Below are 24706 nucleotides of genomic sequence, written 5' to 3'. Positions count from 1 at the left end.
CCGCCCCCCCCAGCCGGCCCACTCCTTCCCCCCCCCGGGGGGGGGGGGGGGGGGGCCCCCCCCGGGGGGGGGGGGGACTGCGAACTACGAGAACCCCCACCCCGATCCGCTTCGCGGATCGACCCTCCCCACAAGGGGGAGGGTAAAAGGTGAGGATAGCCCCTCAAAACTCAATCCCCTGCTGTGCTTTAACGCCGGCCGAAAAATGATGCTTGGTCACGCCCATCTCCGTCACCAGATCCGCCGCCTCGACCAGCGCCGGCTTGGCGTTGCGGCCGGTGACGACGACATGCAGACCTTCGCGCCGCGCTTTCAGCGCCGCCACCACTCTGTCGAGATCGAGATAGTCGTAACGCAGCGCGATGTTCAGTTCGTCCAGCACGACGAGGCTGATCGAGGGATCGGCGATCAGTTCCAGCGCCTTGGCCCAGGCGGCTTCGGCCGCCTTAATGTCGCGCTTCAGATCCTGCGTCTCCCAGGTGAAACCCTCGCCCATCGTGTGCCAGACGACGCGGTCGCCAAACGCCGCGAAGGCATCCTTCTCGCCGGTGTGCCATTTGCCCTTGATGAACTGGACCATTCCGACGCGCTTGCCATAGCCGAGCATGCGCAGCGCCAGCCCGAAGGCAGCCGTGGTCTTGCCCTTGCCGGGTCCGGTGTTGACGATCAGCAGCCCCTTCTCGACCGTCTTTTCCGCGACCTCGGCGTCCTGCACCGCCTTGCGCTTGGCCATCTTGGCGCGATGGCGCTCTTCGTCTTTTGTGTCGATATCGGTCATCTCATTTCACCTTGAGCGGCAGCCCCGCCACCATCAGAAGCACCATATCAGCTACGACCGCGATCTGCTGGTTGAGCCGGCCGGCGGCATCGCGGAACCGGCGTGCCAGCGCATTGTCGGGCACAATGCCTTGTCCGACTTCGTTGGAGACCACGAACCACGGTCCGCGCGGCCGCGAAAGCACATCGGCCAGCCGCCGGCACTCCCCCTCCAGATCATGATCGGCCAGCATATGATTGGTCAGCCACAGCGTCAGGCAGTCGACAAGCACCGGCTGGTTGTCCGGCAATGCCTCGATCGCACCTGCAAGATCAAGCGGGGCATCGATGGTCGCCCATCCCTCGCCGCGGCGCGAGCGGTGCTGCGCGATGCGCTCGCGCATTTCGCCGTCATAGGCTTGCGCGGTGGCGATATAAGCCCATGGCGGCGGCAACGCCGTCGCCAAACTTTCGGCATGCACGCTCTTGCCGGAGCGCGCACCGCCGATGATGAAGGTCAAACTGCGATCAGGCAAAGGTGTCGCGCAGGCTGGTCGCGGTGCCGGTGAAGCGCGCGCGCACTATGCCGACAACCGCGCCGAGCACCACCCAGAACACCAGATTGGTCAGCGTCACCGCCACCACGAACTGATGATGCAGGCCCTCCGGGATCGGCGTTACAAAACTGTCAGGCTGCGGCGCGCCGACAATATGCGGGGCGACGATCAGGACGACGGCGAGCACGGTCAGGGGCGCCGACGTGCGGAAGGTGATAAGGGCAAGACCGATCGCCGTTGCCATCACCGTTGCCCACCACCAGATCTGGCGCTGCATGAGATCGGCCGCCGGCATTGCCGGCAGTTCCGGCGGCAGGCCGAGTCCCGGCGCCAGCGTGAAAACGGCAAAGCCGGCCAGACCCCAGAACACGCCCTGGCGCCAGCTGCCGATGCCACCGGCGAACTCGGAAACCGCCACCAGGACCACCGCGAAGCCGATGCCGGTGACGATATTGGCGACGACACTGAAGGCGAAGCGCTCGAAGCCGTCGGCCGGCGCCCAGCCTTCGTCCTCCGCCGGCGCGGCTGCTTCAGCCGGTGTTGCGCTGCTCACCGCATTTTCCGCCGGCGCGGCGGTGCTCATGGCATTGGTGTCCGTAGCGTTGGCGGCGGGCACCGCGGCATGCTGATGCTCGTGGCCGCCACCAGCCTTTTCGTAGACCTCCGCCTTGAGGATCAGCGGCACGGTGGCGTAGGCCTGCATGCAGGCGAGAGCGACACCGGCCACGAGCCCTGCGATCGCCGCGATGAACACGACGTTGCGAAACAGGTTCATGATGTCAGATCCTCGTCAGTGGCAGGGAAACGCCATCGAATGGCGATAGTCGTGCGCCGCATTGTGGACCGCATCGATGTGCGAGAAACCGACAACGCCGACGACGAAAATCCCCAGAAACGCGCTAAGCACGAGCTGCATGAAGCGCGACTGCGAGGAGACGGAAGCGCCGAGGGAGACGGAAGCGGAATTCATATCTTGTCCTTTCGCCCTCCACCCGAGGGCATCGAAGTCAGTTCCCTGTCGCCGGCAGGTCTCCTGGCTCGCGGATCAGCGCCCTTCCCCACCTTCCCGAAGAAAAAATCCCCAGTGGCTTGGAGAGGACTACCGCACACAGTTGCGGGGGCAGCCACGGCATTGGGCAACAAGTCAGCCCTCACCGCATTCCCTCTTGGTCCCTAACGGAACCGACGACATGCATGACTATAGGCTGAAACGGCCGCATCCGGCAAACCAAATTCCGCCGGCCAACAGCGCGAATGCGCCATGCGGCGTTACGGGTTCAACGCGGTGATCCGTTCGGCAACCAGCCGCTGCAGCCGCCACAGATGGCGATCATGAATGCCGCGCTCTTCAAGGTTTTTCACCGTGTTGTAGAGATAGTCGGCGCCCGACCCCCAGTGCCCGCAGGACGTGGCCAGCCTTTCGACGACCTTGCCCTCGTCGAGCGGGCCGGAATAGGTCAGGCCGTTGCGGTTGATGACGAAGGCCAATGCCCTGAGCGGTCCGGCCTCGCTTGCAAGCTTCAGCATGCGCGGCCGGTAGCTTGTCGGCTTCAGCGTGATTTCGCGCCGGAAAAGCCGGCCCAACTGCCCGCGCCGGTTACTGTCGGTCAGCCGGAAGGCGACGCCCTTGCATTGTCCGCCACGGTCCAGCGCCATCATCAAGCCGGGGCTGTCCTTGGTGCCGCGCCAGCGCGTCATGTTCATGCAAAAGGACCGATGCCAGCCGCGCGCCAAGGCAACGCGGTCCTCGACATAATCTATTTCCGGTTTCCAGATCAGCGATCCATAGCCGAACAGCCATAGCGGTTCGCTGTCCGGGAGTTCGACCTGCAATTCATCCAGCAGCGCGTCATAGTCGGCTTCATCGAGATGCATCGCGTCCGGATCCGGCCCGGGGTCCCTGATCTCGCGCCAGCAGCGCGCGACCAGCTCCGGCGTAAGCGACATCTGTCGTGCGGCCACTTTCCGAATCCCCCCAATTTCCGAATGTCCCATGTCCACGACATGATTATGCGCCGCGCCTGCAACCGGCAATGCGGCACTCTGATTGACAAACGATTTGCCGGGGTGTCGGCTGACGCTTCATAGGAAGCCAGCCATGCATCCCAGCCCGAGCGAGCGCGACCCCTATAACGGCCTGAGCCGGGCCGAACCGACGCTACCGTCGTCGGCCTATTGGGATAGCGAGGCTTACCAGCGCGATCTCGACGCCATCTGGCACAAAAGCTGGCTGCTCGTCTGCCGCGAGGCCGACCTCGCCCAGCCGCTGGCGTTCAGGACATTCCGCGTCGGCACGCAGGAAATCGTCATTCTGCGGGACGAGACCGGCGAGTTGCGCGCCTTCCACAACACCTGCCGGCATCGCGGCTCGCAGCTTTGCCAGGAAAGCGAGGGCCGGCTGAAAGCGCGGCTCATCACTTGCCCTTACCATGCCTGGTCCTACTCGCTGCGCGGCGATCTCGTGCGCGTTCCCTCGAAATCGCTGCCAGATGGTTTCGACAAGGCAGATCATCCGCTCTACCGGGTGGCGCTGTCGGTGTGGCGCGGCTTTGTCTTTGTGAACCTTCAGCAGGCTGCGGCCGGCTCCGCCGGGACCTCCTTCGATCCCGCATCCGGCGACCTCGCCAACTGGCCGCTGGAACCGCTGGTATCAGGGCATGTCCTGCGCAAGGTGATGAACTGCAACTGGAAGATCTTCTGGGAGAACTTCAACGAGTGCCTGCATTGCCCGGGCGTCCACAAGGACCTGTCTCGGCTGGTGCCGATATACGGCCGCGGCCTGATGAGCCGGCACGACGACCCCGACTGGGTCCGCCATGCCGACAATGACGCGCCGGAGTTTTCGGGTGGCCTGCGCGCCGGCGCCGAGACCTGGTCGCGCGACGGACATGCCCATGGCCCGGTCTTACCGGGCCTGACGCCAGCCGAGCGTGCGGCCGGACAGACCTATGCCACCAGCCTGCCCTCGATGTTCATCGTCGGCCATGTCGATTATGTCAGGACGGTGCGACTGATGCCGCTCGGTCCCGAACAGACCGAACTCACCGCCGAATGGCTGTTCGCGCCCGAGGCGCTCGCCGAGACCGACATCGACAATGTCGTCGCCTTCGGTACCCAGGTGCTGGAGGAGGATGCCGCGATCTGCGAGGTCAACAGAAAGGCCTGCGCTCGATGCGTCACGCGGCCGGCGTGCTGATGCCGGAGGAGTATGATCTGCATCGCTTCCACAAGTGGGTGCGCGAGCGGCATGCGGCCTCCTGATCAAAGCGACTTCGGCAGATAGCGCCAGGTGATAAAGCCGCAAACCGCGGCCAGAATGCCCAGCGTCACGAACACCGAGCCGAGGCCGAAAAACGCCAGCACCACCGAATAGACCAGCGGCGGCGTCAGCTCGGAAAAGTCGAGATAGGTGCGGTAGACCGCGGCCATCTGCGCCCGCTCATAGGACCGCACCGAGCGCATGAAGGCGGTCGAGCCCAGTGCATCGAGCGCGATGGTGAAGAAGGCGCCGCAGAGCAGGAAAAAGCCCGTAAGCAGCGGCGCGGTAGTGCCGACCGCGCCCGCCGCAAGCAGCGTCGCCGACATCGCGAAATAGGCGAAGGTCATGGTGCGCCGGCCGCCGAAGCGTTTTCCAGCCTTGCCCCAGAAGATCGCCATGAACAACAGCGCATTGCCGGCCGAAACCAGCAGGCCGCCGGCAAGCTCGCCCTCGCCGGTAATCACCATGAACAGCGGCCCATAGACGAAGAACGTCGTCCAGAAGCAGGAGCGGCCGAAGGCGATCAGCCAGGCCAGCCTGAGCCTGGGTTGTGCTACGAAGCGGCCGATATTGGCCAGCGGATTGGCCGGCCGCGTCTTGCCAGGCCGGATCGACTGGTTGTCGCCCAGCCTGTAGGTCCAGAACAGCGCCAGCAAGGCCAACGCAAACACCGCCACCGCGCCATGCGCGGCATAGATGCCGTAGCGTGTGTAGAGGAAGATGCCGAGTGTCGGCCCGCCGGTCCAGGCAAGCATCGACCACGCCATGCGCAGCGATTCGGCCTGCATGAAATCGGTCTTGCGGATGTGATCCATGATGTAGAGGTTGAGCGTGATCGACAGCGCGCTCGCCCCCATGACGCGGCACAGCATGCCTGCCAGTTGCCCGGCAAGCGTGTGGGTGACGAAGAACAGCGAGCCCATCGCCAGCAGGCAGGCGCCGGCGGTATAGACCCAGCGCCGGGCAAACCTGCGGATCAGCATCGGCATGAACAAGGTCACCGACAGGCCGAGCAGCGCCACGATGGTGTATAGGATCGAGACGATCTGCTCGTTGTGCAGAATCTCATAGGCCTGGATCGGGATGACGCTCGATACCGTGGCGCGGGCGAAGGATTCGACCGCATAGAGCGAGGCAAAGGTGCGGGCATCCGCCGGACGCAGGGCCGGAAGCCAGATCGGATGGCGCACATGGGTGGACATTTGATCCCCAAATCAGACTCGCAGCCCAAATCTGCGCTGGCGCTTCCTCCGCCGGTAACAGGAAACCGACCCCTTCCCGGCAAAAAGCGAATTCGGCCAAAGGCTTTCCGGCTCTGGCCTAAAGCGCCGCCCGATGCAGCCGCACGGCGCGACCCGGAGCGTAGGGGGCGGCCTTCTTTTGTCCGGTGCAACCGTGATAGTCGTCTTTGGGGCTGAATCAGATCGCGAGACCATGAGCATCCATACCGCACCCTCTGGAGATCAACTGAAGCGAGATCAACCGAAGCGTATCGTCGCCATCGATGTCGTACGCGGTATCGCGCTGATCGCCATGGCGAGCTACCACTTCACCTGGGATCTCGAAAATTTCCACTACACCGACCCCGGCCTCACCGCCGTCGGCTGGTGGAAGATCTATGCGCGCTGCATCGCCTCGACCTTCCTGTTCCTGGTCGGCGTCAGCCTGTTTCTCGCTCATGGCAGGCAGATCCGCTGGACCGGCTTCTGGAAACGTTTTGCCATGGTCGCCGTCGCGGCCGCCGCCATATCGGCGGTCACGTACTTCATCACGCCGGACAGCTTCATCTTCTTCGGCATCCTGCATCAGATCGCGCTGGCCAGCCTGCTCGGCCTTTTGTTCTTGCGGCTGCCGTACTTGCTGACGCTTGTCGTGGCGGCGGTGGTGATCGCCGGGCCGATCTATTTCCGATCCGAAGCCTTCGATCATCCGGCGCTGTGGTGGGTCGGCCTGTCGGCGATCAACCCGCGCTCCAACGATTACGTGCCGCTGTTTCCCTGGTTCGGCGCCGTGCTTCTCGGCATCGCCGCGGCAAAGTTTGCGTCCACCACCGGCCTGCTGGCGCGGCTGGCCACGCTGGCATCGGGAAGCTGGACCAGGCCGCTCACCTTCATCGGCCGCCACAGCCTGGCTTTCTACCTGATCCACCAGCCGCTGCTGTTCGGGTGCGTCTGGCTGTTCTCGCAGATCGCGCCGGCGCCGGTCGAGACACGGGAAGTGGTCTTCCTCAAGGAATGCCAGGTATCCTGCGAACAGCAGCGCGACACGGAGTTCTGCACCAGCTATTGTGTGTGCATGCTGGACACGCTGCAAAGCGAAGCGGCATTCGACCGGCTTTACAATGGTGACCAGACCCCGGAGTTCAAAGCGCATCTCGGTGAACTCGCCGGCATCTGCACCGCCAGGACGGAGGAGAGTCCGATGACGCAGGGAGGGCAACAATGACTGACAAGCTGGCAAAACCCCGGCTGGCAAAACCCGATCTATCGAGACCACGGCTGATCCCGTGGCCGCCGGTGATCTACATCGCCGCCATCGCCATCAGCATCGTGCTCGGCCTGTTCTATCCGCTGCCCTGGATCGGCGACCTCTTGGGCGACCTTTTGTTTGCCGCCGGCTTTGTGGTGCTGTTTGCCGTTGCAGCCCTCTGGTTCACCGCTATCCGCACCATGATCCGGGCCAAAACGACGATGAACCCCAATGGCGTGCCGGAGCATCTGGTGACGTCTGGCCCGTTCGGCGTCACGCGCAACCCGATGTATCTGGCCAACACGCTGCTTTTGATCGGCGTTGCCTTCGTCTCGGGGATCGTATGGTTCCTGCCGCTGGCTTTGATCGCGGCATTTGCAACGCAGAAGGTCGCCATCGAGAGCGAGGAGAAGGTGCTGTTCGCCAAATTCGGCAAGAAGTACCGCGACTATGCGAAGCGGGTCAGGCGCTGGATTTGAGGCGGGTGTGATCGCTGGCAGGGTTCGCATGCCTTGGCGACTAGCCGAAACGCCCATCTCTTCGTCATCCACGGGCGAAGCAAGAAGCGTAGCGGCGCAGCGCAGACCCGAGGATCCATGCCGCGACGTACAGCAGTTGCCACGGTCCAGAATTCTGCACCGCTGCACTCCACGGCCAATGTCACGGAATGGATTCTAGGGTCTCCGCGACGGAGCTTCGCTCCTGCTCCGCCCTAGAATGACGAAGTTCTGTAGCGATCGCCGCTCAACGCGCGATGAGTCCGCTCAGGTATTAACCCCCAGCTCCACCAGCCGCTCAACACATGACTCCTCGGCCTGGTCGAGCTCCGCCAGCGTCTCCTCGAGATCGCGGCGCTTCTGCCTGAGATCCTCGCGCTTCTCCTCGATGCGCTTGATCATCAGCTTGAGTTGACCGACCTCGCCTGGCGGTTCCTTGTACATCTGGATGATTTCGCGGATCTCGTTGATCGAGAAGCCGAGCCTTTTCCCGCGCATGATCTGGCGGATCAGATGCCGGTCCGACGGACGAAACAGCCTTGTGCGGCCCCGCCGCACGGGTTGCACCAGCCCCTCATCCTCGTAGAAGCGCAGCGTCCGCGTCGACACGTCGAATTCGCGGGTCAGTTCGGTGATCGAATAATATTCCCGCATCTTTGCTCCAAATGTCGGAACATCGGAAAACGCCCGGTCGCCCGGGATTTCCAACGCATTCCGATCAACCCCGTTCCAAGCCGGACTCGGCATGGAACCCCGCGCAAGCCTCGCACCACATTTACGTAAAAGTCAATTGAACCCGCAACGCCTCTTTCTCAAGGGATAGCGAACCACCAGGTGGCCAGCCCGAGGAAGGCAAAGAAGCCAACGACGTCGGTGACCGTAGTGACGAAAACCGCCGACGCCACCGCCGGGTCGATCTTGAACCGGTCGAGCAATAGCGGGATCAGGATACCGGCAAGGGCTGCCACGAACATGTTGATGATCATCGCCGCCGCTATGATGCCGCCCAGATTGGCATCGCGGAACCAGACGGCCGCGACGATGCCGATCAGCACGGCGAAGATGATGCCGTTGATGGAACCCACGCCCATTTCGCGGCGGATGATGCGGCCGGCATTGTAGATGTCGAGATCCCTGGTCGCCAGCGCGCGCACCGTGACGGTCATGGTCTGCGAACCGGCATTGCCGCCCATGCCGGCCACGATCGGCATCAGCACGGCCAGTGCTACAATATGCTCGATGGTGCGGTCGAACAGGCCGATCACCGAAGCCGCCAGGAACGCCGTCAACAGGTTGACCAGCAGCCAGGGAACGCGCGAGCGCGAGGTCGAAAGAATGCTGTCGGACAACTCTTCGTCGCCGACGCCGCCCATGCGCAGCAGATCTTCCTCGGCCTCCTGCTGGATGACGTCGACGACGTCGTCGATGGTGAGCACGCCGACCAGCCGCTCGTTCTCGTCGACGACGGCGGCGGACAGAAGATCGTATTGCTCGAAGTCCCGCGCCGCCTCTTCCTGGTCCATGGTGGCCGGAATGGCGTGCCTCGTCTCGTGCATCACGTCTCCGACCTTGGTCGTGCGCTTGGTGCGCAGGATCTGGTCGAGGTCGATGGCGCCGAGCAACTTGAAGCTTGGATCGATGACGAAGATCTGGCTGAAGCGCTCGGGCAGGTTCTTGTCTTCGCGCATGTAGTCGATGGTCTGGCCTATGGTCCAGAACGGCGGCACAGCGACAAATTCGGTCTGCATGCGGCGACCGGCGGTCTCTTCCGGGTAGTCGAGCGAGCGGCGCAGCCTAATCCGCTCGGTGAACGGCAGCTGCGACAGGATCTCGTCCTGGTCTTCCTTTTCAAGGTCTTCGAGAATGTAGACCGCGTCGTCGGAATCGAGGTCCTGCATGCCCTGGGCAATTTGCTCATTGGGCATATTGTCGACGATATCGCGGCGGATCGCCTCGTCGACCTCGGTCAGCGACGAGAAGTCGAAGTCGGCGCCGAGCAGTTCGACAAGGGCGCGACGCTGTTCGGGGTGCAGGGCCTCCAGCAGATCGCCAAGTTCCGACTGGTGCAGGTCGTCGACTTCGCGCTTCAGCGTCAGCGTATCGCGATCGGCGATCGCCGCGCCGATCTGGGCGAGGAATGATGACAGAACGGCGCCGTCCTCGCCATAGATGTCGGCGTGGGCATCGTCAGCGGCTTTGGCGCCGGTCGTGTGGTCGTCCTGGCGTTCCACCAGCGGCTCCCGCCATGGGAATTTCGGAAAAGGTGCCTGTCAGGTCTAGCGCGCAACGCACGGGAATATCAAACGAAATGCGCCCCGCCCTGCATATGGGCGAGAGTGATTTCATCAGGATATGACGCCGCCCAGGATTCAGGCGGCGCGACAGCACATGTCGCTGGGGAAAGAGCACCCGAGCACGGTTGGGGCAGAATTGTCATGATGCAGGTCCTGCCATCTGCCGGACCCGCCCAGGCCAGAACCAGAACAGCCGGAAGCCCTTGAAGATCAAGTCACAGACGCAGAAGGCAATCGAGGAACGGCGCGTGCGCGTGGTCGTCGCCGAACGCAATCCGCTCGTCATATCGGCGCTGCGCGACATGCTGGACTGCGACGGGCGCTTCGAGCTCAGGGCCTGCGTGCAAAGCGGCAGGCATTTTCTTGAGTTGGCAGCGGAAGGCGAATTCGACGTCGCAATCATCGGGTGGAAGCTTGCCGACATGGACGGCGCCGATGTGCTGGCCGAGGTTCACAGCCGCAAGCTCGGCGTGCGCATCGCGGTGTTTTCCAACGACCACGACATCGGCATCCTGAAGCAGTGCGTGCGGCTCGGCGCCCAGGGCTACTGCTTCCAGTTCGACGATCCGGCGATCATCTTCGAGACCATCCTGGCCGTCGCGCATGGCCGCATCTGCATCCCCTACATCGACATCAACAAGGTCAACGACACACCCTTGTCACTGCTCACCGTGCGCGAGCGCGAGTTGCTGGCGGTGCTGTCCGACGGCTGGACCAATCTGCAGATCGCGACGCGCACCGGGATTTCGGAGAACACGGTGAAATACCACCTAAAGAATCTCTACGACAAGCTCGACGTCCGCAACCGGGCGATGGCAGTCGCGCTCTACGCGCGGGAGAGGCGTACCCAGAAGCAGCCGTTGGGGTAGGCGAGCGACTGGCCGCGGGTAGGTCACCCGGGTAGGCAACCCCCACCCGCGCGCGGCAAGATGTTACCCCTTGAGGTGTTGTTGCCATTAGCCGTCGAGACGAAACTCCCCTCACCGCTTTGCTGGATCAGGAGGAGTTCGCGACATGGCCGGTTTCATCCATCTTTTCATTCCCGGACCGACCAACATTCCCGAACAGGTCCGGCAGGCGATGAACCTGCCTATGGAGGACATGCGCGCCGCGTCCTTCCCGGATCTCACGCTACCGCTGTTCGAAGACATCAAGACGGTGTTCAAGAACGAGACCGGCCGCGTCTTCATCTATCCCTCCTCCGGCACCGGCGCCTGGGAAGCGGCGATGACCAATGTGCTCAGCCCCGGTGACCGCGTGCTGATGTCGCGCTTCGGCCAGTTCTCGCATCTGTGGGTCGACATGGCCGAACGGCTCGGCTTCGAGGTCGATGTCATCGACTGCGAATGGGGAACCGGCGTGCCGCTCGAGCTCTATGCGGAGCGGCTCAGGGCCGACAAGGCGCACCGCATCAAGGCAATCTTCTGCACGCAAAACGAGACCGCGACCGGCGTTACCAGCCACGTCGCCGGCTGCCGCGCCGCGCTCGATGACGCCAACCACCCTGCTTTGCTCTTCGTCGACGGCGTCTCGTCGATCGGCTCGATCGACTTTCGCCAGGAGGAATGGGGCGTCGATTGCGCGGTCAGCGGCTCGCAGAAGGGTTTCATGCTGCCCGCCGGCCTCGGTTTCCTCTCCGTCAGCAAGAAGGCGCTGGTGGCCTCGCGGAGCGCCACCCACCGCCGCTGTTTCTTCTCCTTCGAAGATATGATCCGCGCCAACGACGCCGGCTATTTCCCCTATACGCCGGCTACGCAGCTGCTGCGCGGCCTGCGCGCCTCGCTCGACCTGATCGCCGAGGAAGGGCTGGAAAACATCTTCGCCCGCCACCATCGCCTCGCCGAAGGCGTGCGCAAGGCGGTCGACGCCTGGGGCCTGAAGCTCTGCGCCAAGGCGCCGAAATGGCACTCCGACACCGTCAGCGCCATCCTGGTGCCGGACGGCGTCGACAGCGGCGATGTGGTCAAGCGCGCCTACCAGAAATACCAGACCTCGCTCGGCGGCGGCCTCAACAAGGTGATCGGCAAGGTCTTCCGCATCGGCCATCTCGGTTGGCTGAACGAGGTGATGGTGCTGGCCTCGCTCTCGGCCGCCGAAATGGCGCTGCTCGACTGCGGCGTACGGCTGGCGCCCGGCTCCGGCGTCGGCGCCGCCATCCAGCATTTCCGCGCCTCGGCCGCCGTGCCGGTCGCCGAAGCCGCCTGAGGGAGCCAACGATGAGCCACACCATCAACCATCTGAAGAAACTCCGCCTGCAGCGCAGCGAACTGGCGGTTCCCGGCTCCAGTCCGGAAATGATCGACAAGGCGGCCAACAGCGCCGCCGACTTCATCTTCCTCGACATCGAGGACGCCGTCGCCCCGCCCGACAAGGAGCGCGCCCGCAAGAACATCATCCAGGCGCTCAACGACATCGACTGGCGCGCCAAGGGCAAGACCGTCTCGGTGCGCATCAACGGGCTCGACACCCATTACATGTACCGCGACGTGGTCGACGTCATGGAGCAGGCCGGCGACCGGCTGGACACCATTTTGGTGCCGAAGGTCGGCGTGCCCGCCGACCTCTACATGGTCGAGGCCATGGTCAACCAGATCGAGATGGCAAAGGGTTTCAGGACCCGCGTCGGCCTCGAAGCACTGATCGAGACCGCGCTCGGCATGGCCAATGTCGAGGCGATTGCCGCGACACCCGGCCGGCTCGAAGCCATGCATTTCGGCGTCGCCGACTATGCCGCAAGCTGCAAGGCGCGCACGGTCAACATTGGCGGCCTCAACCCCGACTATCCCGGTGATCAGTGGCATTTCGCTCTGTCGCGGATGACCGTCGCCTGCCGGGCCTATGGCCTGCGCGCGATTGACGGGCCTTTCGGCGACTTCTCCGATCCGGAGGGCTACGTCGCCGGCGCCAGACGCGCGGCGGCGCTGGGTATCGAAGGCAAATGGGCAATCCATCCCTCGCAGATCGCGCTAGCCAACGACGTCTTCTCGCCACCGGAAAAAGAGGTGACGCGCGCCAGGCGCATCCTCGAAGTGCTGAAGGAGGCGGAGGCGCAGGGCAAGGGAGCGGCCGCACTCGACGGCAAGATGATCGACGCAGCGTCGGAACGCATGGCGCGCAATGTTCTGGTGGTCAACGAGGCAATCGAACGGGCCAGCCAATTCTCTAGCGAGCCGCGTGTCGCCGCGCATTGACCGTTCAGGGAGGACAAAATGGACATCCACGAATATCAGGCCAAGGAACTGCTGGCACGCCACGGCGTGCATGTGCCGCGCGGCGGGCTGGCCTACAGCCCCGAGCAGGCGACCTACAGGGCGCGCGAGATCGGCGGCGCCAAATGGGTCTTGAAGGCGCAGGTGCATTCCGGCGCCCGCGGCAAGGCCGGCGGCATCAAGCTCTGCGCCAATGACGAGGAGATCTCCAACGCTGCCGAAGCCATGCTCGGCCGCAAGCTGGTGACCCAGCAGACCGGCCCGCGCGGCAAGCTGATTTCGCGCCTGTATCTCGAGGAAGCCGTCGATATCGCGCAGGAGCTCTATGTCGGCTTCGTTCTCGACCGCAAGGAAGAGCGCGTCATGATCGTGGCGTCCGCTGCCGGCGGCATGGAGATCGAGGACATCGTCGAGAAGGCGCCGAACTCCATCCTGCGCACATCGGTCGATCCCGGTGTCGGCATGCAGCGTTTCCAGGCCCGCGAGATCGCCTTCGGGCTCGGCCTCGACCACAATCTGATCGGCAAGGCGACCGAGACCATCTTCAGCTGCTACCAGGTGTTTCGCGACTACGACGCCTCGATGCTGGAGATCAATCCGCTGGTGGTGACCCGCGACGGCAATTTGATCGCGCTCGACGCCAAGATGTCGTTCGACGAGAACGCGTTGTTCCGACGGCCGGAAATCTCCGAGCTGCGCGACAAAAGCCAGGAAGATCCGCGCGAAACCTTCGCCAGCGATCGCGGCCTCTCCTATGTCGGCCTCGACGGCAACATCGGCTGCATCATCAATGGCGCAGGGCTCGCCATGGCGACCATGGACATGATCAAGATCGCCGGCGGCGAACCGGCCAACTTCCTCGACATCGGTGGCGGCGCCTCGCCCGAGCGGGTGGCGAAATCCTTCCGGGCCGTGCTCGGCGACAAGAATGTCGAGACCATCCTGGTCAACATCTTTGCCGGCATCAACCGCTGCGACTGGGTCGCCGAAGGCATCATCAAGGCAATACGCGAGGTCGGCGTGAACGTGCCGCTGGTGGTCCGTCTATCCGGCACCAAGGCCGAGGAAGGACGCCGCATCCTGGCCGATTCCGGCGAGGCGGTAATCGTTGCCGACACGCTTGCAGAAGCCGCCGAAAAAGCCGTCGCTGCCTGGCGCGCGGCCACCAAGAAAAAAGCAGCCTGAGGGAGGTCGAGAAAATGGCAATCCTGCTCAACCGCAGCACCCGCGTCATCGTCCAGGGTTTCACCGGCAAGATCGGCAGCTTCCATGCCGAAGACATGAAGCGCTACGGCACCAAGCTGGTCGGCGGCGTCACGCCCGGCAAGGGCGGCCAGAAGCATCTCGGCCTGCCCGTCTTCAACACGGTCAAGGGCGCGGTGCGCGAGACCCGCGCCGAGGCCAGCATCGTCTTCGTGCCGCCGCCCTTTGCCGCCGATTCGATCATGGAAGCGGCGGACGCCGGCATTAAACTCTGCGTCTGCATCACCGACGGCATCCCCTCGCAGGACATGATGCAGGTCAAGCGCTACATGCTGCGCTACCGCTACGAGGACCGCATGCGGCTGATCGGGCCGAACTGCGCCGGGATCATCACGCCTGGACAGGCGCTGATGGGCATCATGCCGGGCAGCATCTATCTGCCTGGCCGCGTCGGCATCGTCGGCCGCTCCGGAACGCTCGGCTACGAGGCGGCGTCGCAGATGAAGTCGCTCGGCATCGGCGTGTCGACCAGCGTCGGCATTGGCGGCGACCCGATCAACGGCTCGTCCTTCAAGGACATGCTGAAACTGTTCGAACAGGATGACGACACCGACGCCGTGGTGATGATCGGCGAGATCGGCGGACCGCAGGAAGCCGAAGCGGCCATCTGGGCGCGCGACAATATGAGAAAGCCGCTGATCGCCTACATCGCCGGCCTCTCCGCCCCCAAAGGCCGCCGCATGGGCCACGCCGGCGCCATCATCTCGGCCTTCGGCGAATCGGCGCAGGAAAAGGTCGAGATTCTAAAGGACGCCGGGGTGATCATCGTGCCGACGCCGTCGTCGTTTGGTGAGGTGGTTGCAGAGACGCTGTCACGTATGAAGAAGGCCGCCTGAACAGCGGCCTTCGCGTTCGACCGCGCCTCATGCCGCCTTGTCGGCTGCCGGCTTCGCGACCTTGGTGCGGGTGGCGCTGCGGCGGCCGTCGACGCTGACCGGAACGTCGCCGTCGACCGTGGCGCGACGCACCACCCGGTGCTGGTCGCCGTAATCGTTGACGGCGTAGTGCTGCGTCGCGCGGTTGTCCCAGATCGCCACATCGCCGGCCTTCCAGCGCCAGCGCACGGTGTTCTCCGGCGCGGTGACATAGGACTGGAAAACCTCGTAAAGCTTCGCCGAATCGCTTTTGGAAAGACCGATCAGCCGTTGCACGAAATTGCCGAGCAGCAGCGTGCGCTCGCCTGTTTCGGGATGGACGCGGACGACGGGATGCTCGGTCTCGTAGATCGTCGAGGTGAAGATTTCCTCGAAGTGCTTCTTTTCCGCGGCGCTCGCACGCGGCCGCACCGCGGCGTAATCGTAGGCGTTGCTGTGCACCGCCCAAAGATTGTCGGCGAGCAGCTTCAACGGCTCGGGCAGGTCCTGATAGGCGGCCGCGGTGTTCGACCAGATGGTGTCGCCGCCGGCCGGCGGTATGACGACGCCGCGAAGAACGGAGAATTTCGGATAGGCGTCGACGAAGGTGACATCGGTATGCCATTGGTCGGCGCGACCGCCGCCACGGCTGGAATCGAGTTCGAGAATGGACGCCGTTCCCTTGACGGGACCTTGGGTCGGATGCGGGACGAGGTCGCCGAGACGCTGGGCAAAGCGCTCCTGCCCGGCATCGTCGAGATGCGCCTGGTCGCGGAAGAACACCACCTTGTGCCGCAACAGGATCTGGTTGATCGCCGCTATTGTCTGCTGCGGCAGGTCGCCGGAGAGCCGAATGTTCCTGATCTCTGCGCCGACGCGTCCGGTAAGCGGGACAATATCGGCATCCGGGATGATCTGCTCTACGGGGGTAAGTCTGGTCATGGGAACCTCTGTTCTCTAAAGCCGCGGGGCCACTGGCAATGCTCCGCCGTCTGCCGGCCGCATAGCGATCGGCGGAGCAACTCCCTCATCGGGAGCCGACTTGCTTGGTAACGATAGCGCTGATCTCAACTCAGGAGGCGAAGGCCGCCAAGGCTTGCGAGCAGCACCGAGATCCCATTCAAAGCGTAATTCTACAAATTCCATAGACATTTCTTTTCAAAGTTCGGCGGCCCTGAGAAAAATGCCTTCTGTCCAGTTCGTTCGTGAGCAGCAGGCGGTGGAGCCCCGCGCGACGCGGCCCGCACCAGTAGTGACGCTGTCGTATCCCCTTCGATATTGGAGATAGCGGGTGAATTGCATGCCTGATATTGATGGCTTCCACGCATCACGCAGGCCCCGAGATGACAGACTCCGAAAAGGCTGACGCTGTCGAGCAATTGCTCGATACGCCTGACCTTGCCACCGCGCTGGAAAGCGACCAGTTCAAGAAATTTCTCGACCAGATGCCGATCGCGATCGCCGTCTCGGAATTGATCGCGAAGGAGCGTGTCGTCTACGCCAATCCCGAATTCGAGAAGCTCTCGGACCTCAAGGCGCCGAAGCTTGCGCGGGAAAACTGGGCGGCCCTTTCCGGCAGGGGGCTTCATCGGCAGAAGGACAGGCCGCTCGCCGAGGCTGTCGTTGAAGACACCGATTTCGTCGGCACATTTCGTCTTGAGCGCGGCGAGGACAAGCCGGCAATCGTCGACGTTTATTCCAACGTTATCGAGGACGACAACGGCAAGCTCTGCTTCCGGCTGGTGGCGCTTGTCGACGTCACGGCACACGGCGAGACCGAGGACGCGCGACCCGCGGAGGAGCTCATCCGGGAGAAGGACACCCTGTTGCGCGAACTGCAGCACCGGGTGAAAAACAATCTGCAGATGATCACCGCTTTGATCCGGATGGAAACCCGCAACGCCACCGAACCGGACCAGAAGCGTTTCGAAAGGCTTGCCGGCCGGGTAGACGCATTGGCAATCCTTTACCAGACCTTGTCGGCTGACCAGCAGAAGGATGAGGTGGATCTTGGCGTGTATCTTAGCCAGATCGCGTCCGCCGTCATGGCGTCGCACGCAGTCGAAGGTATCCGCCTCGACCTTAAGGTGGATACCTATCCGGTATCCATCAACGTTGCCATGCCGACAGGCCTGGTCGTCAATGAGTTGCTGACCAACGCTCTCAAACATGCATTCGTCGGGCGCGACGGCGGCACGATCACGCTGCACAGCGTCGTCAGCGGCGATGGTTGCCGGGTGACTGTCGCCGATGATGGAATCGGTCTGCCGACGGGTGAGACCTGGCCCAGGCCAGGCAAGCTCGGCTCCCTGATCGCGCGGTCGCTGACCGAAAATGCCAAGGCGCAATTCGACGTCAAGTCGAGTGCCGGCGAGGGAACCAAGGTCACCATCGTCTTCAAGCGATCGGCGGCGACGGACTGAGGCTATGTAACGACGCGCCGACAAATCCCGGCCGGACAGGTGCTTCTGGCGCTCGCGGGTGTGGCCTTAAGTCGCAAACGATTTGGCTGCAGAAGCGGGGCGCCGGGCTTCTTTGACGGTGCGATCAGCACCATATGTGGTCCACAGCCCTCCAAACGAGAGAAGCTAGCTCCGACGGGTCGCACCGCGGTCGTCAGCCGGCAATGGCTATGAACCAGGAAATTGAAAACCATCATGCGTGAAAATATCAGACCAGCGTCGAGAGACGTCCCCCTCATTCAGCTAGGCCTCAACCAGTGCCGCTTCCCGGTGAGCGAAGACCGGTTGGTACCCGGTGGTTACCGTTTTTGTGCCGGGCCGACGTCGCCGGATCGCGTCTACTGCGATCACCACCACACCGTCGTGACGGCCGTTGACCCTCGTCGAGCCCGTCCGGGTCTCCATTTCCCGCAACGACGCGCCGCTTAGGTCACCCACATCCCCTGCCCCGCCACCGGCAAAGCCGGGGACTCGGGTGCAGGAGGCTGGCCGGTGCGAGCCAAGCGGCGTTCGCGTGCGGCTCTGCGACCTCTTGTTGCAACTCTGCTGCGGCCGGTTCAAGCGCCAAAGGCGATGATTTGGCGTCGACGGCCTGAGAAGTCGCAATGATTTCAATGGCCGAAAAATTATGGTGCGGTCGAGAAGACTCGAACTTCCACGGGTTGCCCCACAGCGACCTCAACGCTGCGCGTCTACCAATTCCGCCACGACCGCCCGTGGTAGGAGCCGGAACGAACCGGCTCGCGGCGTGTAGCAAATCGTTTCCGGCGAAACAAGGGCGCGGCGCGCAATAATCGCCGCGAATTGGCATATCGGCCTCTACAGCGCCGCGCGTCCTGTGCGACGCGCAAAGGACGCTGCAGCACTTTGATGGCGCATGATCCTTTCCGAAGATCACCAATCTTCGGGATCATGCGCGAAGGCCCAAATGCGTGGCTCAACTGGACGTTTCAGCCGGATACCGCCATATGAAGGGCGAATGCATTCCGCCCCAGAGCGCAAGGCGGTTTTGCCAAGCGGCGTGCATTAAGCGAAAAACGAAAAGCCATGACCGAACGCAGCCAGATCGCCACGTCGTTCCTGCCCTTGCCCGGATCAGCGCCGGTCGAATGGCGCATCGAGCCTGGCCTGACCGGCTACACCGATGCGCTGGCCCTGATGGAAGCGCGCGCCGAGGCGATCCGCACGGGTGCGGCCGCCGAGATGGTCTGGCTGGTCGAGCATCCGTCGCTTTACACCGCCGGCACCAGCGCCCGCATCGAGGACTTGATCGACCCCGATCGTTTCCCGGTCTTTGCCGCCGGACGCGGCGGCGAATACACCTATCACGGGCCGGGGCAGCGGGTTGCCTATGTCATGCTTGACCTGAAGCGCCGGCGCGAGGATGTGCGCGCCTTCGTCGCCGCGCTCGAGCAGTGGATCATCGGCACGCTTGCCGCCTTCAATGTACGCGGCGAACGCCGCGAGGACCGCGTCGGCGTCTGGGTGGTGCGGCCCGAGCGCCCGTCCCTGCCCGACGGCTCGCCGGCTGAAGACAAGATCGCGGCCATCGGCATCCGGCTGCGGCGCTGGGTGAGCTTTCATGGCATTGCCGTCAATGTCGAGCCGGATCTCAGCCATTTCAGCGGCATCGTGCCATGCGGCGTGCCGGATCACGGCGTCACCAGCCTCGTCGACCTCGGCCTGCCCGTGACCATGGCCGATTTCGACCTGGCGCTGAAATCCGCCTTCGAGGATGTTTTCGGGGCAGCGGAGTCAACTTCTGCAGAACCGGCTCGCAAGGCCGGCTGAGTCTCGCCTCGACCAACGCTCAAAGCAACCGCGCCGAGGCCCACAACAGCCCGAAACCGTGAATGGCGAAGACGGCCAGCAGCGCGCCGGCCATGGCGAAACGGTCGAAGATGCGGATCGGCTTCAATTCGTGGCGCGGTTTTACCCCGCTACCCACTGTCATCAGGCTGAGGATGGCAAAGACGGCGCCCGCCACCAGCAGAAAGGTTTGGGAAAAGCCGGCCAGCCAGCCAAGCCACAGCAAGGCCGAGAGCAGGGAAAACGAGGCGAGCGCCAGGGCGACCGGCCCCGGGCAGATCTGGCGCAGTACCTGGCCGCCGTCGAATTTCCAAACCGGCACCAGATTGGCGATGTTGAACAATGCGGCAAAGCCGGCAAGCGTCGCCAGAAGGGCCGCGGCAAGCCGATGTCCCTCGCCGGACGCGAGCCCGCTGGCGACGATCAGCAGCGGAACCAGGAACGCGGAAAAGCCGGCGCCCATCAGCGCCACGAAGGCGACCTCGAAGCGGCTGTCATAAGGCCGGCCACCAATGGCGAGGCCGCCGAGCAGCGGGATAAAGATCATCCGCGCCTTGCGATGACCGGTCAGCCGAAAGGCCGCCATGTGGCCGAGCTCATGCAGGGCGACCACCGAGGTCAGGATCGCGGCCAGCGCCAGGCCGCCGAGATTGAGCCCGAAGAACGGCCACAGGATGAAAGCCGAAAGAACGGCGAAACCGACCTGGCTCAGCGGATGCTCGAACCAGCCGCCCTTGCGATATTGTCCGGTCCTCGCCCAGACCTCCAGCTTGCCGAGCTCGCGGCGCATGGCGAAGTAGCGGAACACCAGGAAGGCGACGCCGCGATAGCGATCGGTCTGGCTGAGCGTCACCCGCGTGCCGGCACCTTCCGAGGTGAGTTCAGTGGTCTCGTAAAAATCCTTCCAGAACGACGCGTCGAGCGCGGTATCCTCGATGACCCGCATCGAAAAACGACTGCCTTCGACGACGTCCTCGAAGCGCGACCTTCGCTCGATCGGCTGGCCGTCCCGGCCCTCCCAGGACAGCAGGATGCGGGCCGTGCCCTGCCCGTCCAGCGGCTGGGCCGAGAGTATCTCGCCGGACCAGCAGGCATCGCTGCCGAGCGGCCACAGCGCCTGCCAGAGGCGCCGCCGGTCCATGGCAACCACGCGGCTCAGCCGCACCGTGCGCAAACCGAGAGGCGCGGTCATCAGAAGGAAAATTAGTCCGAGATTACCGGCCACGAGAAGGGCCGTCACGATCGGCGACACCTGAGGTTTTTGCTCCCTGTCTTGGCGGGGCAGCATAGCGTCATGGCGGCAAGAAAGGCTTAACAGCACAGCGCCTTCCTGCCCGCCTAAAACAGTGCGGCGAACCGCAGTTGCATCACATGGCGCCGATCCAGACGGCCATGGAAACCAGAAACGCACTCATGCACACCAACGAAACGACGTCCTGAACAAGATCGCTCATAACTCTCTCCTGTTGTTGCTATGTTCGTATTTTGTTCTAATTTTGTTCGAATGTCAACGATCAGGAGACGGCATGCCGACGAATCCTGACAGCTGGTTTGAGCAGGGTTAAGGAAAGGTTGACGGGGTGACGACAGTGTTGACGGAGGGCGCATCGCATGGCCGACACGCCCCAATCACTTCGTCATCCTAGCGTCTTCGCGACGGAGCTCCGCTCCTGCTTCGCCCTAGGATGACGAAGTTGGGGCCTACAACGGAACGACCTTGCCGTCCGCCAGCGTCACCCGGCGGTCCATGCGCGAGGCGAGCTCGTGATTGTGGGTGGCGATCAGCGCGGCAAGGCCGGACTGCTTGACCAGCGCGCCAAGCGCCTCGAACACATAGGACGCGGTGACCGGGTCGAGATTGCCGGTCGGCTCGTCGGCCAAAAGCAGCAAGGGCGCGTTGGCGACGGCACGGGCGATGGCGACGCGCTGCTGTTCGCCGCCGGACAGCTCCGACGGCCGGTGCGACGCGCGCTTGCCGATCTGCATATAGTCGAGCAGCTGTGCTGCGCGCTCCGACGCCTCCTTGCGCGAAAGCCCTTTGATCAGCTGCGGCATCATGATGTTTTCCAGTGCCGAAAACTCCGGCAGCAGATGATGGAACTGATAGACGAAGCCGACATCGTTGCGGCGGATCGCCGTGCGTTCGTCGTCGGAGAGCCGTCCGCAGGCGCGGCCGGCCAGAATGACGTCACCGGCGTCGGGGCGCTCGAGCAGGCCCGCCGTATGGAGCAGCGTCGACTTGCCGGTGCCCGACGGCGCCACCAGCGCCACCATCTCGCCGCGCTTCAGCGAAAAGTCGGCGCCGTTCAAAATGGTGAGCTTGCGCGGCCCCTGGACATAGTGCCGCTCGACGCTCTTCAGCTCGATAATGATCTCGGACTTCATTCGTATCTCAAGGCCTCGACCGGATCGAGCCGTGCGGCGCGCCATGCCGGAAACACCGTTGCTAGGAAGGACAGGCCGAGCGCCATCAGGATGACATAGGTGGTCTCGCGCGGGTCCATCTTTGCCGGCAGCTGGCTGAGGAAATAGAGCTCCGGGTTGAACAGCACCTTGCCGGTCATCCAGGAGAAGAACTGGCGGATGGATTCGATGTTGGTGCAGATGAGCACCCCGAGCAGCACGCCGGCGAGCGTGCCGGTTACGCCGATCGCAGCGCCCGTCATCAGGAAGATGCGCAGGATGGCGCCGCGCGAGGCGCCCATTGTGCGCAGGATGGCGATATCGTGGCCCTTGTCCTTCACCAGCATGATCAGGCCGGAGATGATGTTGAGCGCCGCCACCAGCACGATCAGCGTCAGGATCATGAACATGACGTTGCGCTCGACCTGCAGTGCTGAAAAGAACGTCTCGTTGCGCTGGCGCCAGTCGACCATGTCGATCGGCCGTTGCGCCGCCGCATCGACCAGCGGTTTCAGCGCGTCGACATTATCGGGATTGTCGACATAGATCTCGATCGTCTGCGCCCTGCCGTCCATGTTGAAATAGAGCTGCGCTTCGGAAAACGGCATGTAGACGATGGAGCTGTCATACTCCGACATGCCGACCTCGAAGATCGCCGCCACCTTGTAGCCCTTCAGCCGCGGCGTCGTGCCCATGGGCGTCACATCGCCGTCCGGCGAGATCAGCGTGATGGTGTCGCCGAGCACAAGGCCGAGATTCTCCGCCATGCGCTTGCCGATAGCGACGCCCTCGCCGGAGTCGAAGCCGTCAAGCGTGCCTTGCTTGACGTTTTGGGCGACGATGGCGATCTTGCCGAGGTCTTCGGCCCTGATACCGCGCACCAGCGCGCCCATGCCGCCGCCGACATTGCCTTGCGCCAGCACCTGGCCGTCGATCAGCGGTATCGCGTATTTGACGCCGGCCACGCCGTTGATGCGGGCGGCGACCTGCGCATAGTCCTCAAGCGGCGAATCCAGCGGCTGCACGATCAGATGGCCGTTGACGCCGAGGATGCGGGTCAGAAGTTCGGCTCGAAACCCGTTCATGACAGCCATGACGACGATCAGCGTGGCGACGCCCAGCATGACGCCGAGGAAGGAGATCGAGGCGATGACCGAGATCACCGTCTCCTTGCGGCGCGACCGCAAATAACGCCAGGCGACCATGCGTTCGAACATGGAGAACGGGCCGGCGACCGGAGACTTGGTGACCGGAGACTTGGCGACCGGAGACTTGCCAACCGGAGACTGGGCTACCGAAGACTTCGCTGCCGCGGCTTCGCTCATACGGTTGCACCGAAGCGTTTCCTGGCCTCCGCGACCGGCAGCGTCTCGCGCTCGCCGGTCCGGCGGTTCTTGATCTCGATCTCGCCGGCGGCCACGCCGCGCGGCCCGACGATCACCTGCCAGGGCAGGCCGATCAGGTCTGCGGTGGCGAACTTGCCGCCCGGCCGCTGGTCGGTGTCATCGTAAAGCACATCCTTGCCGGCGCTGGTGAAGGCGGCGTAGAGCTCGCCGCAGACGCGGTCGCACTCGGCGTCGCCGGCCTTCATGTTGATCAGGCCGATGTCGAACGGCGTCACCGCTTCCGGCCAGATGATGCCGTTATCGTCATGGCTGGCCTCGATGATCGCTGCGACCAGCCGCGACGGACCGATACCGTAGGAGCCGCCGGAAACGAAATGATCCTTGCCGTCGGGCCCGGTCACCTTGGCGCCCATGGGCTTGGAATATTTGTCGCCGAAATGAAAGATGTGGCCGACCTCGATGCCGCGCGCCGAGACCCGGTCGGCCTCGCCAAGCTTGTCCCAGGCCGCCTCGTCATGCATCTCGTCGGTGGCGGCGTAAGGCATCGTCCACGTCTTGACGATGTCGGCGATCTCGCCGTCATTGCCGAAGTCGGTTTTCTCGCCGGGCACCTGCAGCGACAGATATTCGCGGTCGCAATAGACCTGGCTCTCGCCGGTGTCGGCCAGGATGATGAATTCATGGCTGAGATCGCCGCCGATCGGCCCGGTGTCGGCCCGCATCGGAATGGCCTGCAGCCCCATGCGCGTGAACGTTCGGAGATAGGATACGAACATGCGGTTATAGGCGGCCTTCGCGCCCTCGAAATCGAGGTCGAAGGAATAGGCATCCTTCATCAGGAATTCGCGCGAGCGCATGACGCCGAAGCGCGGCCGCACCTCGTCGCGGAACTTCCACTGGATGTGGTAGAGGTTTAGCGGCAAGTCCTTGTAGGACTTGACGTAGGCGCGCACGATCTCGGTGACCACTTCCTCATTGGTCGGACCGTAGAGCATGTCGCGGTCCTGCCGGTCCTTGATGCGCAACATCTCCTTGCCGTAATCGTCATAGCGGCCGCTTTCGCGCCACAGATCGGCCGACTGGATGGTCGGCATCAGGATTTCCAGAGCGCCGGCGCGGTTCTGCTCCTCGCGGATGATGCGGCAGACCTTGTCCAGCACCAGCTTGCCCAGCGGCAGCCAGGAAAAGCTGCCCTGCCCCTGCTGGCGGATCATGCCGGCACGCAGCATCAGCCGGTGCGAGACGATCTCGGCCTCGCGCGGATTTTCTTTCAGGATGGGCAGGAAAAACTGCGACAAACGCATGGACAGGTCCGTGAGAGAGGAGGCTGCGCCGGAATCGGCGCGGCTGGCTTGCTTGCCCCGGCTTCATAGCTATTTCGTGACGGAATGGAAACCCGACCGGCCGTATCGGCCCGAAATCGCAAAAATCGATTCTTCTTCCAAAGACCTTCGCACCGAAAACGATAATGCTTCTGACGCAAAGTGATCGCTTGACTGCAAAGTCCTCACACACGCTTTGCGCGCCC

Annotated in this window: 24 protein-coding genes, 1 tRNA gene and 1 riboswitch; of the genes, 11 read left to right on the top strand and 14 right to left on the bottom strand. The window is 63.5% G+C overall.

The window, feature by feature from the left end; translation table 11 throughout:
- Positions 1-163: 163 nt before the first annotated feature.
- The 5 genes from cobO to NKI35_RS21205 form a co-directional block, all read right to left on the bottom strand.
- On the bottom strand, positions 164-778 hold the full coding sequence (cobO, locus tag NKI35_RS21225; RefSeq protein ID WP_023706118.1) for a cob(I)yrinic acid a,c-diamide adenosyltransferase: 615 nt from the start codon (positions 776-778) through the stop codon (positions 164-166).
- Between the two features lies 1 nt (position 779).
- The gene (gene cobU / locus NKI35_RS21220; RefSeq protein WP_023706119.1) at positions 780-1292 is read right to left on the bottom strand and encodes a bifunctional adenosylcobinamide kinase/adenosylcobinamide-phosphate guanylyltransferase; all 513 of its coding nucleotides are present in this window, start codon (positions 1290-1292) and stop codon (positions 780-782) included.
- Positions 1285-2088, bottom strand: a complete 804-nt coding sequence (locus NKI35_RS21215; RefSeq protein ID WP_352741396.1) for a CbtA family protein — start codon at positions 2086-2088, stop codon at positions 1285-1287. Before NKI35_RS21215 ends, cobU begins: the two co-directional genes overlap by 8 nt.
- Positions 2089-2103: 15 nt before the next feature.
- The gene (locus tag NKI35_RS21210) at positions 2104-2283 is read right to left on the bottom strand and encodes a CbtB domain-containing protein (RefSeq protein WP_023706121.1); all 180 of its coding nucleotides are present in this window, start codon (positions 2281-2283) and stop codon (positions 2104-2106) included.
- 36 nt (positions 2284-2319) lie between these two features.
- Positions 2320-2515, bottom strand: a riboswitch (cobalamin riboswitch).
- 67 nt (positions 2516-2582) lie between these two features.
- Complete coding sequence (locus tag NKI35_RS21205) at positions 2583-3275, bottom strand: gamma-glutamylcyclotransferase (protein ID WP_031205435.1); 693 nt, start codon at positions 3273-3275, stop codon at positions 2583-2585.
- A gap of 136 nt (positions 3276-3411) precedes the next feature.
- Here NKI35_RS21205 and NKI35_RS21200 point away from each other — a divergent pair, with 136 nt between their 5' ends.
- Entirely contained in the window at positions 3412-4509 is a 1098-nt protein-coding gene (locus NKI35_RS21200; protein WP_352741395.1) for an aromatic ring-hydroxylating oxygenase subunit alpha, read from the top strand.
- 65 nt (positions 4510-4574) lie between these two features.
- Here NKI35_RS21200 and NKI35_RS21195 read toward each other — a convergent pair whose 3' ends face one another.
- Positions 4575-5774, bottom strand: coding sequence for an MFS transporter (locus NKI35_RS21195; RefSeq protein ID WP_023727678.1), 1200 nt, complete (start codon positions 5772-5774; stop codon positions 4575-4577).
- 232 nt (positions 5775-6006) lie between these two features.
- Here NKI35_RS21195 and NKI35_RS21190 point away from each other — a divergent pair, with 232 nt between their 5' ends.
- Both NKI35_RS21190 and NKI35_RS21185 read left to right on the top strand, forming a co-directional pair.
- Positions 6007-7017 carry an acetyltransferase domain-containing protein gene (locus tag NKI35_RS21190; RefSeq protein WP_352741394.1) on the top strand — a complete coding sequence of 337 codons (1011 nt, stop codon included), beginning with the start codon at positions 6007-6009 and terminating at the stop codon, positions 7015-7017.
- Positions 7014-7520 carry a methyltransferase family protein gene (locus NKI35_RS21185; protein WP_352741393.1) on the top strand — a complete coding sequence of 169 codons (507 nt, stop codon included), beginning with the start codon at positions 7014-7016 and terminating at the stop codon, positions 7518-7520. Before NKI35_RS21190 ends, NKI35_RS21185 begins: the two co-directional genes overlap by 4 nt.
- A gap of 285 nt (positions 7521-7805) precedes the next feature.
- On the opposite strand, the gene NKI35_RS21180 is transcribed toward NKI35_RS21185, so the two are convergent.
- Complete coding sequence (locus NKI35_RS21180; RefSeq protein ID WP_006203215.1) at positions 7806-8192, bottom strand: MerR family transcriptional regulator; 387 nt, start codon at positions 8190-8192, stop codon at positions 7806-7808.
- A 158-nt stretch (positions 8193-8350) separates the two neighbouring features.
- On the bottom strand, positions 8351-9769 hold the full coding sequence (mgtE, locus tag NKI35_RS21175) for a magnesium transporter (protein ID WP_023670790.1): 1419 nt from the start codon (positions 9767-9769) through the stop codon (positions 8351-8353).
- Positions 9770-10035: 266 nt separating this feature from the next.
- Here mgtE and NKI35_RS21170 point away from each other — a divergent pair, with 266 nt between their 5' ends.
- The 5 genes from NKI35_RS21170 to sucD all read left to right on the top strand — a co-directional run bounded on the left by NKI35_RS21170 (position 10036) and on the right by sucD (position 15140).
- Complete coding sequence (locus NKI35_RS21170; RefSeq protein ID WP_352741392.1) at positions 10036-10701, top strand: LuxR C-terminal-related transcriptional regulator; 666 nt, start codon at positions 10036-10038, stop codon at positions 10699-10701.
- Between the two features lie 145 nt (positions 10702-10846).
- Positions 10847-12037 (top strand): aminotransferase class V-fold PLP-dependent enzyme, encoded by a 1191-nt coding sequence (locus NKI35_RS21165; protein ID WP_352741391.1) that lies wholly within the window; start codon positions 10847-10849, stop codon positions 12035-12037.
- Between the two features lie 11 nt (positions 12038-12048).
- The gene (locus NKI35_RS21160; protein ID WP_352741390.1) at positions 12049-13023 is read left to right on the top strand and encodes an HpcH/HpaI aldolase/citrate lyase family protein; all 975 of its coding nucleotides are present in this window, start codon (positions 12049-12051) and stop codon (positions 13021-13023) included.
- A gap of 18 nt (positions 13024-13041) precedes the next feature.
- Entirely contained in the window at positions 13042-14226 is a 1185-nt protein-coding gene (locus tag NKI35_RS21155; RefSeq protein ID WP_352741389.1) for a malate--CoA ligase subunit beta, read from the top strand.
- A gap of 14 nt (positions 14227-14240) precedes the next feature.
- Positions 14241-15140, top strand: a complete 900-nt coding sequence (sucD, locus tag NKI35_RS21150) for a succinate--CoA ligase subunit alpha (RefSeq protein ID WP_352741388.1) — start codon at positions 14241-14243, stop codon at positions 15138-15140.
- A 27-nt stretch (positions 15141-15167) separates the two neighbouring features.
- Here sucD and NKI35_RS21145 read toward each other — a convergent pair whose 3' ends face one another.
- The gene (locus NKI35_RS21145; RefSeq protein ID WP_023827343.1) at positions 15168-16100 is read right to left on the bottom strand and encodes a TauD/TfdA dioxygenase family protein; all 933 of its coding nucleotides are present in this window, start codon (positions 16098-16100) and stop codon (positions 15168-15170) included.
- 401 nt (positions 16101-16501) lie between these two features.
- Between NKI35_RS21145 and NKI35_RS21140 the strand changes: the two genes are divergently transcribed.
- Together NKI35_RS21140 and NKI35_RS21135 are read left to right on the top strand one after the other, a co-directional pair.
- Entirely contained in the window at positions 16502-17581 is a 1080-nt protein-coding gene (locus NKI35_RS21140; protein ID WP_352741387.1) for a sensor histidine kinase, read from the top strand.
- Positions 17582-17815: 234 nt separating this feature from the next.
- The gene (locus NKI35_RS21135) at positions 17816-18049 is read left to right on the top strand and encodes a GcrA family cell cycle regulator (protein WP_081727347.1); all 234 of its coding nucleotides are present in this window, start codon (positions 17816-17818) and stop codon (positions 18047-18049) included.
- Positions 18050-18249: 200 nt separating this feature from the next.
- Here the strand turns inward: NKI35_RS21135 and NKI35_RS21130 are convergent.
- Positions 18250-18334 (bottom strand) — tRNA-Leu (locus tag NKI35_RS21130).
- Positions 18335-18667: 333 nt separating this feature from the next.
- Between NKI35_RS21130 and lipB the strand changes: the two genes are divergently transcribed.
- The gene (lipB, locus tag NKI35_RS21125) at positions 18668-19411 is read left to right on the top strand and encodes a lipoyl(octanoyl) transferase LipB (protein ID WP_352741386.1); all 744 of its coding nucleotides are present in this window, start codon (positions 18668-18670) and stop codon (positions 19409-19411) included.
- A 19-nt stretch (positions 19412-19430) separates the two neighbouring features.
- Here the strand turns inward: lipB and NKI35_RS21120 are convergent, their stop codons facing one another.
- The 4 genes from NKI35_RS21120 to proS form a co-directional block, all read right to left on the bottom strand.
- Positions 19431-20681, bottom strand: coding sequence for a site-2 protease family protein (locus tag NKI35_RS21120; protein WP_352741385.1), 1251 nt, complete (start codon positions 20679-20681; stop codon positions 19431-19433).
- Between the two features lie 449 nt (positions 20682-21130).
- On the bottom strand, positions 21131-21814 hold the full coding sequence (locus NKI35_RS21115; protein WP_023685211.1) for an ABC transporter ATP-binding protein: 684 nt from the start codon (positions 21812-21814) through the stop codon (positions 21131-21133).
- Entirely contained in the window at positions 21811-23049 is a 1239-nt protein-coding gene (locus tag NKI35_RS21110; protein WP_031197678.1) for a lipoprotein-releasing ABC transporter permease subunit, read from the bottom strand. Before NKI35_RS21110 ends, NKI35_RS21115 begins: the two co-directional genes overlap by 4 nt.
- Positions 23050-23153: 104 nt before the next feature.
- Complete coding sequence (gene proS / locus NKI35_RS21105) at positions 23154-24482, bottom strand: proline--tRNA ligase (RefSeq protein ID WP_023714314.1); 1329 nt, start codon at positions 24480-24482, stop codon at positions 23154-23156.
- Between the last annotated feature and the right edge of the window lie 224 nt (positions 24483-24706).

This window comes from Mesorhizobium sp. M0676, from assembly GCF_040320535.1.
Classification (GTDB): domain Bacteria; phylum Pseudomonadota; class Alphaproteobacteria; order Rhizobiales; family Rhizobiaceae; genus Mesorhizobium.
The sequence above is the reverse complement of the archived record's forward strand: the minus strand, read 5'-3'. Positions and strand labels throughout refer to the sequence as shown.

Excerpts from the sequence above, each read along its gene's own strand:
- cobO (WP_023706118.1), bottom strand. The coding sequence starts at position 778 with ATGACCGATATCGACACAAAAGACGAAGAGCGCCATCGCGCCAAGATG.
- NKI35_RS21135 (WP_081727347.1), top strand. The coding sequence starts at position 17,816 with ATGCGTGAAAATATCAGACCAGCGTCGAGAGACGTCCCCCTCATTCAG.
- proS (WP_023714314.1), bottom strand. The coding sequence starts at position 24,482 with ATGCGTTTGTCGCAGTTTTTCCTGCCCATCCTGAAAGAAAATCCGCGC.
- lipB (WP_352741386.1), top strand. The coding sequence starts at position 18,668 with ATGACCGAACGCAGCCAGATCGCCACGTCGTTCCTGCCCTTGCCCGGA.
- NKI35_RS21215 (WP_352741396.1), bottom strand. The coding sequence starts at position 2,088 with ATGAACCTGTTTCGCAACGTCGTGTTCATCGCGGCGATCGCAGGGCTC.
- NKI35_RS21140 (WP_352741387.1), top strand. The coding sequence starts at position 16,502 with ATGACAGACTCCGAAAAGGCTGACGCTGTCGAGCAATTGCTCGATACG.
- NKI35_RS21115 (WP_023685211.1), bottom strand. The coding sequence starts at position 21,814 with ATGAAGTCCGAGATCATTATCGAGCTGAAGAGCGTCGAGCGGCACTAT.
- NKI35_RS21145 (WP_023827343.1), bottom strand. The coding sequence starts at position 16,100 with ATGACCAGACTTACCCCCGTAGAGCAGATCATCCCGGATGCCGATATT.
- NKI35_RS21160 (WP_352741390.1), top strand. The coding sequence starts at position 12,049 with ATGAGCCACACCATCAACCATCTGAAGAAACTCCGCCTGCAGCGCAGC.
- sucD (WP_352741388.1), top strand. The coding sequence starts at position 14,241 with ATGGCAATCCTGCTCAACCGCAGCACCCGCGTCATCGTCCAGGGTTTC.
- NKI35_RS21110 (WP_031197678.1), bottom strand. The coding sequence starts at position 23,049 with ATGTTCGAACGCATGGTCGCCTGGCGTTATTTGCGGTCGCGCCGCAAG.
- NKI35_RS21195 (WP_023727678.1), bottom strand. The coding sequence starts at position 5,774 with ATGTCCACCCATGTGCGCCATCCGATCTGGCTTCCGGCCCTGCGTCCG.
- NKI35_RS21180 (WP_006203215.1), bottom strand. The coding sequence starts at position 8,192 with ATGCGGGAATATTATTCGATCACCGAACTGACCCGCGAATTCGACGTG.
- NKI35_RS21155 (WP_352741389.1), top strand. The coding sequence starts at position 13,042 with ATGGACATCCACGAATATCAGGCCAAGGAACTGCTGGCACGCCACGGC.
- NKI35_RS21190 (WP_352741394.1), top strand. The coding sequence starts at position 6,007 with ATGAGCATCCATACCGCACCCTCTGGAGATCAACTGAAGCGAGATCAA.
- NKI35_RS21185 (WP_352741393.1), top strand. The coding sequence starts at position 7,014 with ATGACTGACAAGCTGGCAAAACCCCGGCTGGCAAAACCCGATCTATCG.
- NKI35_RS21165 (WP_352741391.1), top strand. The coding sequence starts at position 10,847 with ATGGCCGGTTTCATCCATCTTTTCATTCCCGGACCGACCAACATTCCC.
- NKI35_RS21200 (WP_352741395.1), top strand. The coding sequence starts at position 3,412 with ATGCATCCCAGCCCGAGCGAGCGCGACCCCTATAACGGCCTGAGCCGG.
- NKI35_RS21210 (WP_023706121.1), bottom strand. The coding sequence starts at position 2,283 with ATGAATTCCGCTTCCGTCTCCCTCGGCGCTTCCGTCTCCTCGCAGTCG.